This is a genomic window from Haloferax sp. s1 (assembly GCF_058382125.1).
This window is the reverse complement of record NZ_JBZRPK010000649.1, coordinates 1-11,713: the sequence shown is the minus strand read 5'-3', so window position 1 is coordinate 11,713 and position 11,713 is coordinate 1. Positions and strand designations below refer to the sequence as shown.

General features: G+C 54.9%; 10 protein-coding genes and 1 pseudogene. 6 read left to right on the top strand and 5 right to left on the bottom strand.

Features of this window, described 5'->3' with window-relative positions:
* Positions 1-819 precede the first annotated feature (819 nt).
* Both QT222_RS14855 and QT222_RS14850 read right to left on the bottom strand, forming a co-directional pair.
* Positions 820-966 (bottom strand): hypothetical protein, encoded by a 147-nt coding sequence (locus tag QT222_RS14855; protein ID WP_155844702.1) that lies wholly within the window; start codon positions 964-966, stop codon positions 820-822.
* A 291-nt stretch (positions 967-1,257) separates the two neighbouring features.
* Entirely contained in the window at positions 1,258-1,998 is a 741-nt protein-coding gene (locus QT222_RS14850; RefSeq protein WP_491477614.1) for a hypothetical protein, read from the bottom strand.
* 383 nt (positions 1,999-2,381) lie between these two features.
* Between QT222_RS14850 and QT222_RS14845 the strand changes: the two genes are divergently transcribed.
* On the top strand, positions 2,382-3,515 hold the full coding sequence (locus QT222_RS14845) for a DUF5305 domain-containing protein (protein WP_491477613.1): 1,134 nt from the start codon (positions 2,382-2,384) through the stop codon (positions 3,513-3,515).
* Positions 3,516-3,781: 266 nt separating this feature from the next.
* Here the strand turns inward: QT222_RS14845 and QT222_RS14840 are convergent, their stop codons facing one another.
* Together QT222_RS14840 and tafE are read right to left on the bottom strand one after the other, a co-directional pair.
* Positions 3,782-4,891, bottom strand: a complete 1,110-nt coding sequence (locus tag QT222_RS14840; protein WP_004061027.1) for a hypothetical protein — start codon at positions 4,889-4,891, stop codon at positions 3,782-3,784.
* A gap of 203 nt (positions 4,892-5,094) precedes the next feature.
* Entirely contained in the window at positions 5,095-5,673 is a 579-nt protein-coding gene (gene tafE / locus QT222_RS14835) for a TafE family fimbrial adapter protein (protein ID WP_491477612.1), read from the bottom strand.
* A gap of 123 nt (positions 5,674-5,796) precedes the next feature.
* Here tafE and tafA point away from each other — a divergent pair, with 123 nt between their 5' ends.
* From tafA to tafC, 3 genes are all read left to right on the top strand, one after another.
* Positions 5,797-6,432, top strand: coding sequence for a fimbrial protein TafA (tafA, locus tag QT222_RS14830; protein ID WP_231512979.1), 636 nt, complete (start codon positions 5,797-5,799; stop codon positions 6,430-6,432).
* A gap of 194 nt (positions 6,433-6,626) precedes the next feature.
* Positions 6,627-7,187 carry a DUF7344 domain-containing protein gene (locus QT222_RS14825; protein WP_004061030.1) on the top strand — a complete coding sequence of 187 codons (561 nt, stop codon included), beginning with the start codon at positions 6,627-6,629 and terminating at the stop codon, positions 7,185-7,187.
* The gene (tafC, locus tag QT222_RS14820; RefSeq protein WP_491477611.1) at positions 7,184-8,287 is read left to right on the top strand and encodes a TafC family fimbrial protein; all 1,104 of its coding nucleotides are present in this window, start codon (positions 7,184-7,186) and stop codon (positions 8,285-8,287) included. Before QT222_RS14825 ends, tafC begins: the two co-directional genes overlap by 4 nt.
* A 41-nt stretch (positions 8,288-8,328) precedes the next feature.
* Here the strand turns inward: tafC and QT222_RS14815 are convergent, their stop codons facing one another.
* Positions 8,329-9,480 (bottom strand): signal peptidase I, encoded by a 1,152-nt coding sequence (locus QT222_RS14815; protein WP_491477610.1) that lies wholly within the window; start codon positions 9,478-9,480, stop codon positions 8,329-8,331.
* Between the two features lie 712 nt (positions 9,481-10,192).
* On the opposite strand from QT222_RS14815, the pseudogene QT222_RS14810 reads away from it, so the two are divergent.
* Positions 10,193-10,868 (top strand): annotated as a pseudogene (locus tag QT222_RS14810) (transposase domain-containing protein).
* A 183-nt stretch (positions 10,869-11,051) separates the two neighbouring features.
* Positions 11,052-11,713, top strand: a 662-nt coding sequence (locus QT222_RS14805; protein WP_491477609.1) for a UbiA family prenyltransferase, incomplete at its 3' end; no start/stop codon positions are given.

Here is an 11,713-nt window from a genome sequence, read left to right as displayed (position 1 = left end):
CGGTCGCGTAGGAAAGGGACCCCCATGCAGTTGCGGGATCGAGGCCGGTACGCGGGGGCCCGCACGGGAGGTCGCGGTTGTGCCATGCCATTACCGCCACGAGTAGCGAGATACCAAACACAACGAGTAGCAAGAGCAGATATGGAGAGAATTGCCATTTAATGGATGGACGTGGCTATACATTTTAGTTCCCACAATACTTAAGCTTTGTCTTGATGTCACGGAAGGGTTCATCCCTCTGAGTCAGATACTGCTGAGACGAACGGGGCTGAGTTGTCGAACGCTCGGTTAGCTCGGTATTCGGCCAATCTCGTCAGTGATTGACACTCACATTCCTGATATTCTAAATTTACACCTATACAGTTGTAAATGTGACTTTAATTTACTAGCTGCCCCTAGCGAAATTCCATGCCATTTACAGCTTCGACTTTCGAAACAGGTTCGTTCATGGTTCAGGTAATCTTGCCGACAATCGGCTATTTCCAGGGATGTTAACGGCATCCCTCAATTCGACCCCGAATAGTGTGTTGAGAAAAGGCGGTGAGAACAGACCCGAGGGTCTGGAATTTCGACGGCGAACCACACTGTCGGTACGAAATTGTGTATCTCTCGGTTGACGAGAGCAGCGGTGCTACCCACAGTGGCTGGTAATCGATATACTATCGTTTTATACGTCATTTACTTGGACACAGGGATACGTTTGGGAATTAACACCTTGTTTAGGAGGCAGATTGGTTTATGCGTGTACTCCACGGACGTGGGCGGAGCCAAGTCTGGTGAGGTAGCCGATGGCGGCGACGAGTTTCGCATACGTCGCGTTCATCGGGAGGAAGACGACCCCGCAACAGTAAACAGGCCAATCGCGTAGGCAGCGAACGTGCCACCGAAGAGCACGACTGCGGTGAGCAAGTCGGGGTTTCGTTCGAAGCGCTCACCGAGTAGGACAGTACGGAGTGGAGGGACCATACTGTGACCTTACTGATGAGCGAGAGATTCGGGCTCGTACGAACTGAAACCGACACATCCATCATTTAATTGAATTATTTAACACGAGAGACTGTCAGTGTTCACTGACACAAGACGACTCCAGTCGTGTCCGTCGATATCGCTCGCCGCATTTCGTGGGTATCTCTGAACCGGAGCATATCTGCTCGAATAGCTGTCTCTCGCCACGGGTTGGCCGGGTCGATACGAGTCTGACTGCTCGTTCACGTGGACGGCTCATCCTCCGAGAAGTTCAGCAACCGGATTGACGACTTACGAGAACACGTCTCTTCGCTCGATTCGTCTCGTTAACTCGATCGTTGTGAATGATGCAATGAACCCCAACGAATAGCCGACAAAGTGTTCGTAGAGATTTAAGATACCACCCTCTGTTGTGGGGTCAACCGGAAATGCAACGAGCAGAATCGTGACGAACAAAAACCCGGTGACGATAATCAATTCGAAATAGCCGGTTGCCTCGGCACTGGAACGGAGTTTCGAACGAACGTCATTTTCTTGTTTGTATGCTGAAATAACATAGAGCAGGATAGTGAGCAGTACGACGAGTATCAGCCCAGCGGTCCCGACTAACACCGTGGAGTTCTCTGGAATGACGGACTGCACACTCAGAACTGAAATGAGTCCGACGCTAGTGATGAACATCATCGGTGCGAACGTGTCTACTGGCCCTATCCCGAACTCACTTTCAAAATAGTCGGCTAACGCGAGCGGCAGACACCCCGCGAAGGCCATCACAATACCCGATGAACCAAATGTGACCGACGACCGAGTGATTGCAAGGTTCATGTACGATAGTACTGGAGGAAATGCAACTAATACTGTTATCACGAACACGTGGAACTGCCGTCGACTTCCGCTTACGACACCGAGTATGTACAAGACAGGTACGACGAGAAAGTATAAGAATACGTTCGTGAACAGGTGACCGGTCTCTAAGTGGACGAACGACGACGTGAACGCGGTCAGCAGCGTCGGATCGGTGTAGTCGAACACGAGAGACTCACGGAGTTCCAACGGCAGTTGGTGAACAAGTGTCAGTATCACGGGGAACGTGAGAATAAGTGCAATGTCTTTTGGGTGCGTGCGCTCTTTGAACAGTCGCACTAACGACGGCCTCCCTCTCGTCTTGTCTGTATCGACGCGCACGCTCTTATTATATATAACAACCCGAATCGTATAATGTTTCTGTCGATGGTATCACTACTGATATTCGAGTTGAGCGATGCGGAACTGTGCCACCCCAGGTGACGCACGGCGGTTTCCCCACATATGTTAGTTTTGTTTACTCCACTAATCGACTCCTCACGCCTGAATACGGACGTATACGCTATCGGCTGTATCAAGCCTTATTTACCTACATAGTCGTATCATATTCAATGAGTAATTGGCAACGTGAAACAACGAAGACAATCGTTGATAATTACGGCCTGATTCTCGTTTGTCTCTTAGTTATCGCCGCACTTGGCGGCTACTTGACGTACACCACGCACGTCGAACCGGGAACGGATACAGCGACCCGACAGCTCTCCTCGTGGCAGTCAAGCGGTTCATTTTCTCACAATGCTACGGTACGCAATGGAACGTCGGCGTTTGCCGAAGGGACCGTTCTCCAAGACCGCTCGGTCTATTTGACTCATGTCGCTCCGTTACTGAGCGGCTCATTCACCTACACGTACGGCGTCAGCAACGAGAGTAATCTTGCCGTAGACACGACGGTTCTCGTGCGTTATCGCTCGGTTGAGTCCGCCGGTTCGCCCGACGAACTCGTCTATTGGCAGGTCAAGCAGACATTAGCCCACGGGCGCGACGAATCCTTATCTCCTGACGAGTCGATGACAATTCCCTTCTCGCTGAATATCAGCGATGCAGCCGAAACCGTTCGGCGTATCGACCGAGAACACGGTGGGACTCCCGGTCAACTCGACATGACGGTCGTTGCGCGGGTCGACCTTTCGGGAACGCGGAACGGCCAACACGTAGACACTACTCGTACGTATCTCCTCCCGATTGATCCAAGCCAGAATAGCTATCGCGTCGAAGACACGGACCGAATAACCCACGGTGATGAGCGAACCGTAGACGTAGCTGTCGACCCCGACTACGGCCTCCTTCGGCAGGCCGGTAGTCCGTTGTTGTTCTTGTTCGGCACGGTTGGAGCGGGATTCCTCGTCTTTGCTCGGTCTACCGGTCAACTCTCACTGAGTAACCGTGAACAGCGATGGTTGGCGTACCAGTCGACCCGCGAGGAGTTCAATGACTGGATTACGACCGGACAAATCGATCAGGTCGGAGACGACGTCTGGTCCGTCACGGTCGATTCGCTTGAGGGGTTGGTCGACGTAGCTATCGACACGGACAACCGCGTCATCGAACAGCGAGGCGGCGATGAGTTCGTCGTGTTTACCGGTGACCGACTGTTCCGGTACCGACGCCCGCCGGAACCGGAGACCAACGGCGAGTTCTTCTGGAACCGCGACGAAGGCCGAACTGACGACTCCGATGGGTCCTGACGACGCTTTGTGCTGAACAGGGTCGGGTTACCACGGGAAACAACAATCTCCGCACGCCCGAAACAGTTCTCGTTAGTTCTCGTCTCAAATCTAGACGTTAGTTCTCGTCTCAGGTTCAGACGTCACACTCCTATCTCAGAATCAGATGTCGCGCTCTCGACTCAGATCATCGAGGTACTTAGACGACAGACCGCAACCGGCTCAGGACGATGGATACAGCACCGAGCGAAACCCGTTCCTCTCCGCGTAATCACCAGCCAGCGGTGTCAGGGCTCGTGGTCCGGATCGAGGGGGTCACCGTCTGCTGTGCGTTTGGTGACGCGAATATCTGGCAAGCGTCTGTAGCCCGTTGCGCTTCCGGCGAGGACGGAACAGAGGAGCGTGCCAATCAGCTGTGGCACTCCAGTGATTCCGGCACTCGACAGAGAGAGCGCCACCAGTATCGAGAGGACAACCACACCCAGACCGACCACACTCTCACCGCGGAGGACATCTTTCAGACGGCGGCGGCGTGCAGACTCTTCCATCTGGAAGATAGGGAGCACCCCGTGGTGCCGTGTCTGTACGAGGTAATTCGCGAGTATTGCAGCGACCCCGCCGAGTGCGAACCACCACACCCACGCGACACCGAACACGGGGGTGAAGCCGAAGATAAATCCACTAGGTTCGACCGGCTGTTCGGTGTCGTCCGTGGCCGTCGGCGGTTGTTCGTCGGTAGTACTCCCATCGCCCGAATCCGGAGGACTGGTGTCGGTCGTAGTTTTACCGGTCGTATCTCCACCGTCTGACTGTCCGGATGTATCTCCATCTCCCGAGGAGGTATCGTCATCGTTCCTGTCCGTGGTATCATCGTCGTCGTCATCGTCATCACTGTCAGTATCCTCGTCCGTGTCTTCATCGGGATTGGATTCCCGTTCAGGAACGGTCGCTTCGACGGTGACTTCGCTTGTGAAGTCACGGTCTTCAGGGCTGACGGTTACACCGAACAGCACGGACTCGTTCGGTTGTAGCAGTATGGGTTCCCCGTTGATGCGCTCGCCGGTATCCATACGGTGAATCGTTATTCGCTCGCTGTCGCTCCCGAGTCGAACTGTTGTGCTGTTATTGCTGTTCTCGTAGCCAGCAAACCCGACGACAAATAAATCGTTCACTCGCGTCCGACTGTTCGGAAGGACGGGTGAGAGGTGGAGTCGTATCTGCCCGTTGTCGTCGTACTCGACGTAGCGATGACCGTTTTCCGTGTCCGCTGCGGAGAGATACACCTCTGAGTCGTCCGCTGGCGCGATTTCGTCCCCAGTTGTGAAGGCTCCTGTCGCTATGACTGTGCCGCTGATGAGAGCGGCGAGTGCGACGACGGCGACGAGCGTCCGGTTCATACTTGTGATTATTCTGCTGTGGGGGGCACGCTTGTTTCAGGCGTCCCGAATCTGTGGTTTCCTTGGGGTCCGTTCGAAGCCTGTACGGTGTGTTTGCGGGTTCCGTACTGCGTTCGCGAACTCTGTGTTCGTTCTAACGTTTTAGTTCGCGCCTGCAGCGCGTTGTGATTTCAGGTACGCTTCGTTTTCAGTTGCTTTTCGTTTCAGTTACGCTTCGCTTCCACAACGAACGTCACGGAATCGATATCCTTGAGACTGCTTCCGTCGACATTGTCATCCAGTAAATCGACCACGATGTCCACTTCTATGACATCCGTGTTCTCACCGCCGGAGGTGCTCCCGTCGGCTCCGAGTTCGATGGCGTTCCCCGACGTACCGTCACCGACGATAGAAGACCCGTCGACCCGGAAATCAAGAACTTCGCCGTTACTCGGGTCGTCACCGATACCCTCGGTACTGTCGTCGACGTACAAATCTACCTTGGTGCCACCATTGTTGTCGATTTCGAGCGCGTCCGTGAACGTCGTCTTCGCACGTTCGTTGAGGTTCGTCTCTGCGAACTTGATCACCTCGGCGGACTCGCTGTTGTCTGTCCCGACGATTGCGTCCGCGCCAACGCCACTTCCTTGGTCGAAGCTTACCTGTGCCGACCCGCTGTCGTTGGTGACGTTGAGGTTGACGTTCCGGTCCGCTTCGATAGAGGTGAACGCACCGGAGCCGAACACTGCCCCCGTTCCAACGCTGGCGGCACCGATACTGAGTAGGAGACTTCTTCGCTTCATCTTCCTCGATGTCTCTCGTACAGGGTCTTATTACTGAACAGCGTTAGACCGTTTAACCTCCAGTTTAGGCCGTCTAACGCAGGTCATTAGTAAGTTGGTACCCGTCAATGGATGAGTATGAAGATGAACCGCAGAAGTGTACTGGGGCTTATCGGAACGATTGGTATCGGAACTGGCGCGGCGTTCGGCTCGGGTGCATTCAGCACCGTCGAGGCAACGCGCGAAGTCGAAGTTAACGTCGTTGGCGTCGACGACAACGGCGACGACGACGGGTCGGAGATTGCCGACCAATTCACGGACGTGCTCGTGGACGCTTCCGCTGACGAAGTCGCCCTGCGCGACAGTAACGATGACCTGGTCACCGACCCCACGACGTTGTTCCCCACCAGCAATGACACGCTCGATGCGAACGGAACTGCGGATATCGACGAGAACTACGTGAGTCTCATTGCCAACGACGTGACCGTCGTCTTCGGGTACAAACAGGGCGGTACCGACGAGCGTCTGCTGCCGAACAGCACGTACACCTACCCCAGCGGCTTCTTTACGCTGGTGAACAACGGCGACGGTAACGGAAACGGCAAGAAGTTCAGCGTCGAACTCGAATCTGGCAACACGTTCCTCACAGAGATTGGGGGCCAAAACCCACACAGCGAGGAAGTCGCAGCGGATACAACGTCTGAGTTTGGTGCAACGCTTGAAACTGGCCAGAGCGGCACGGAGAGCGAGACGCTGACTATTCGTATCAGCGAAGTCTAATCCGGACCGTCCGTAGAGTACATGGGTTATTCGTCCGGGCGGGCAGTTTTCAACCGTCCGACGGAAGGGGTCCGCGTCGATATCGTGGTCAACCGGGGTGTCGTTTCCCTTAGTGACACCTGTCTGATATCAGAGTAACATGAAAGCCGAACGTAACGAGAAAGCGTATTACCAAGGAATCTGAAATTATGTCTATGGTACAGTTGGGAAGGGCAGACACAGACGAGAGTCTCGTTTCCCGTGACGACGTTTACGGTCTCTTGAGTAACCACCGCCGTCGGTACGCTCTCCACGCAATAAAGCAGAACGACGGACCAACTGAACTCTCGAACCTCGCAGAACAGGTCGCGGCGTGGGAAAACGGAAAAGTCGTCCACGAAGTCACGTCTACAGAGCGACACCGCGTGTACACCTCAATGCAGCAGACTCACCTCCCGGCGCTGGAACGCGCAGGCGTCATTACCCACGATAACGGTACGATTACACTGACAGAGCAGGCGACAGACCTCGATGTTTATCTGGATGTCGTCCCGGGCAATTCGATTCCATGGGCCGAGTACTACCTCGGGCTTTCGGCGGTCGCGTTGGCACTCGTTGCTGCCGTTTGGGTCGGTGTGTTCCCCGAGTGGATTCCGAAACTTGCGTGGGCCACTCTCATCTCGCTCCTCTTCCTAGGCTCTGCAGCGTATCACGTCTACCAGAACCGAAGTATGCGGTTGGGAGAAGCCGACAGGCCTCCGGAAGTTAGAGAATGACCGGGAAGTGGACTCGCCGGAGTGCACTCGCGTTCCTCGCTACCGGTGCGGGGATGCTTGCCGTCGATAGCGCTGGCTTCACGACGGTTGACGCCGACCGAACAAGCACCCTCGGAACCACCGACGATTCGAGCGCACTTCTCGGGGTCGACGGAACACGCATCGAAGGCAGTGACGGCGACAGTGTGACGCTCACGACACTCACAAATCGGTTCGACGAACCACTCACATGGTTCCGCGTCGACGTTCCAATAGACGCACCGATCCTCGATGTGGAGACGCCGAGGCAGCTCAATCCCGGCGAACAAGGTGATATCGAGGCAACGCTGTCGTGCCCGCGAGAGGAGGCGACCACTATCGACCTCACCATCACCGCCGGCGGCAACGACCAACAGGTCGAGTTGACTCGTGAGTTCACGGTCGTCTGCGAGGATCCGAAAGTCGCCTGGTGGAAGTTCGACGAGAAGCCGAGTAGGACTACACTCGCCGACGAGTGGAGCAACCACAGTGCGACACGAAGTCGCCGTTCGTGGCCATCGTCTCGGCTAATCGACCCCTGGGCCAAAGACTGGGCACTGTACTTCGGGCACGGCTGCGACGTATTGACAATTCAGGATGACACTGCGTTAGACCTGACGTCCGAGTTTACGCTTTCAGTTTGGGTGAAGTATCAACCAGGGGTACATACAAGTACTCTTTCGAGGCTCTTTAGCAAGTGGAACTCGGTTGGTGACGACAGCTATCAGTTCTTTATCGCGGAGAAGCCATTCAGCGACCAACACCACGAGATTGTAATCGAGACGACGGAGAAGAACGTTCTCACCGGTGTTTCGGTTACACCGTGTGAATGGCAACTACTGACATGGACTCACAGCGCGGAGCGAGATCGCGTGTACGTTGATACGGAACTCCACGATGTCCCTAGTGTTCCCAACGCAGAACCGTCCAACCAGCCGTTACGCATTGGAAACGGGGTTGACCCGAGCGGCGAACTCGACTATGGGTTCACCGGCTGGTTGGATGACGCCCGTATCTACGACCGCGAACTGACGCCGGAACAAGTCCGGGACCTCTACGACGAGGACGACGTCGACTGGTGAGGGATATCGTCCTTTTTCTGCCCGAACCCGAGCTGTTTACTCTACTTGAATAGACGCTTTAACCGACGCTTGAGTGGAATGTCACGGGCTGTATCTCGGATTCGATTCGAGCCGAACCCGAACACTGCGCCGACCATCGCAGAGACACTCAACAGTATCAGCACGTTGAATACGCCAATCGCCACGAGCGGATGTATCAAGTGTAACTGCTCGATGACCCCCTGAGGAAGGAGTAAAAAGTAGCGCCGCTCGGTAACCGTCACGGCGGTCTGTTCACCCGGCGGTGGAGCCGACACTAACAGCGTCGCTGTCACCGATTCACCGTGCGGCACGACCAGTTTGCTGCGACTCATTTCCGCGTCAGGATGTGTCGTTTCGAGGAAAATGAGCATCGTTACGAGACCACTGTTCTTGGCAGTGAATCCGTTTTCGACCTGGTCGCCGGGTTCGATGTCTCCGGACACATCATCCCCGTCGACAACTACTTGATGAGTTCCGCTCGGTGCCAACATCGCGGCGTTCGCTGGGACGAGTACGAGAAACGCCAACCCGAGCGCAACCCACCGACCGTCGATAGCCTCACTGTCCGTTCGTGAACGCTCTCGGTCTCGGCCACGGGTCTGTCCTTCCCGTAAATCATCTATAAAAATGAACAGGAACAACACGAGTCCGACGGAGATAAACAAGCCGCTTAACCCTTGCGTCCCGAACGGTGCATCGACGCCGAGTGCTGTCGTCAAAGCCGTTTGTCCGCCCGACACAGTGTCTCGAACGGTGGTGATGGCGGTTCCGAGCCCCGGAATTCGGACTACACCACCGTTCAATTGGAGCGCTGTCGCGACAATTCTGTCATCAGTTACCACCGGTTCGTCGCTACTCTGGTCCCGAAACGGGTTGTTGTCTCCTTTCGTGATATAGCCCGTTTCGGTCTCTTCGACGACTCGGTGTGTCGTCAGTCCCCCTCCATGCAGTTCGATAGCGTTGAAAACAATGATGTCGCCCGGTTCTATCTCGCCCGACAACGGTTCGGGAATGGCGACGAACGCGTCACCCGTATTCAGTGTCGGTGACATACTCCCAGACGTGACGTATCCCAAGAGGACGGGCTGGCCGAGGAGTTGGCCGACCACGAGCGAGATGACGACAAGCGTGGTTACGACGGTGAAAAAATCCTCGACGAACTGTCGCAACATACACTCTCTACTTAGTTGCAGGTTTTCAAACTAGCGGAGCCGTGGATAGTTCATATAGCAGAAACCAAACCGATGCCGAATACGATACGAAGAGTAAGCGTTCCCAGACGAAAACGGAACCTGTGGACCGGAGTGTTCGTTTCCATCTACTTCTTATTGATAACACCGAGCGTACACTGGCTGACAGTCTTTCGGATTTGCTTTCAGACACCGCCGTAGCCGGGCGAGCTTTGGCTCGGAAGTGACTGAAGGGACGTTCTCCGGGGTCTAGATGTTCTGTACCAGAGATATGAAAAAGGCGCTGTTCGTTGCGCCGCGGGTTTCCTGTCTCTGGAGGCACATCGCACCGACTCTCGGTGCGTTGGCGGTACGGATACGCCACAGAATGTCATTGAACCCCATGCTAATTATTATCATTATATTCGCAGTGCTGAGGAGTACCACACCGGAGAATTTGGTTTATTCAGAGAACACCACAACTTTCCCCTTAGACAATTGTTTCCTATTTAACTACCCCTTTGATAGTTGTGTTCATGTATCAATACGGGGCACTGTTCGATGGCGCTGCCTGCCATGGCAATAACGCCACGAATCCCACTGGCATTCCACTACTACTCTTTTCACCGGTCGTTCATTGTCTCCTCGGGGGCCGCTGATTCGCGAGTGGACGTCACGGCTGACGCCGTTCGTTGACGCGTCGCGTCTCGTTCGCATCTCACAGAACCGCTGGTCCTGCGGGCAGCCCATCAGAACGCTTTGCGTTCTGAGGACGCCCGTCAGGGCGGTCGCCGTCCAGCTCCACGCGACCAGTTGTTCTTTAGAGAAAAAAGAGATTCTTCTATTTCTCGACGTTCAACGGACTCATCAAGTGGTTTGGAACAGAGTACATCGGCTGGATGACAGCTGACACAACCTACCTGAGGCAACGCCGAAGCGGATTGCGGTCGACGAAACTACTATCAAGATCAGTGGTGAATAGTATTGACTATACAATACAATATACATCGAGACAAAGTTGATTCTCGATGTCGAATCATTTGGACGGTAGGGACCGGTCCAGCTACTGTGTTTCTCTATCGGCTTACCTAGAAACACGACCTCTCAGAGGCTGTGTTCCTCGTCGATAATTACGGTTATCTGACTGCAATCACCCGATTAGGATTGAGCAGTCGGCTCGACTACGTCGAACGAAACCTCATCGAGGGTGGTTTCACTCCCTCAAAATTCGAATTGACCGCTTCCACAGTTCGTGGGCTAGAAGTCTCGGAATTGTCCGCAAGTGTTTTCTACAATTCACACAATACTATAGCTTCCAACGACCACATCAATCGCTCGATGGACCGGTGTCGTGCGATCGGCTGTGTCACCAGTTGCAAACGCTACTATAGACTGTGCCCCAAACAGTATATGTCACACTGACGAATAGTCTCCCAAAGACCGGGTGAACAGCTCCAATCAACCCACGAAAGAGAACCTCCACGATGTTCACACGAAACAACGCGATTGCGCGGCACGGCTCCGGGCCTATGGCTGTTTTTCGCGCTTTCCTCTCACAGATTCATCCCGTATTCATGCTGCCGCCACTTGCCGCGTCGTGGTTCGGGAGTATCCTCGCTGGTGAATTCTCACTCTTCGTCGGGGCCGTCCACATGGGCGCCATCTTCTGTGCAGTCTATACGGCCCACGTGAAAGACGGGTACGTGGATTTTCACGTCCGAAACGAGGACGACGATCACCCCCTGACTGTCACCGGATGTCGGATTGCACTCGCTGGGGCGGCACTTGCGTTCATCGCCGCGCTCATCGGTCTCTGGGCTCTCGCTGGACCGGGGGCGGCACTGCTCACGCTGCCGACATGGGTGATTGGCTACCTGCATGCACCCCAATTGGATATGCATCCAATCGGAGCGACCATGGGATACCCGCTTGGTATCGCTCTAACGATCGTGAGCGCGTCATATGTGCAGAGTGGGATAGTGCCACTCGAATCACTTGCATTTGGACTCGTGTTTCTCGTCCTTCTCTCGGGGGTAAAGACGATCGACGATGCCCAAGATTACACCTACGATTCCTCAATCGGTAAGCCGACGGTCGCAGTGGTACTCGGGCAAGACACCGCCCGAAGAGTAGCGTACGGGATAATGACGGTCGGGTTGGGACTCGCCGTGGGATTCGCTGTCGGCCGTGACTTCCCCCCGGGTACTGGTTTGGCTTGCGGCGTCTTTTCTCCCGT

Coding starts and splice junctions, on each gene's coding strand:
- QT222_RS14855 (WP_155844702.1), bottom strand. CDS start 966: ATGGTCCCTCCACTCCGTACTGTCCTACTCGGTGAGCGCTTCGAACGA.
- QT222_RS14845 (WP_491477613.1), top strand. CDS start 2,382: ATGAGTAATTGGCAACGTGAAACAACGAAGACAATCGTTGATAATTAC.
- QT222_RS14840 (WP_004061027.1), bottom strand. CDS start 4,891: ATGAACCGGACGCTCGTCGCCGTCGTCGCACTCGCCGCTCTCATCAGC.
- tafE (WP_491477612.1), bottom strand. CDS start 5,673: ATGAAGCGAAGAAGTCTCCTACTCAGTATCGGTGCCGCCAGCGTTGGA.
- tafA (WP_231512979.1), top strand. CDS start 5,797: ATGAACCGCAGAAGTGTACTGGGGCTTATCGGAACGATTGGTATCGGA.
- QT222_RS14825 (WP_004061030.1), top strand. CDS start 6,627: ATGGTACAGTTGGGAAGGGCAGACACAGACGAGAGTCTCGTTTCCCGT.
- tafC (WP_491477611.1), top strand. CDS start 7,184: ATGACCGGGAAGTGGACTCGCCGGAGTGCACTCGCGTTCCTCGCTACC.
- QT222_RS14815 (WP_491477610.1), bottom strand. CDS start 9,480: ATGTTGCGACAGTTCGTCGAGGATTTTTTCACCGTCGTAACCACGCTT.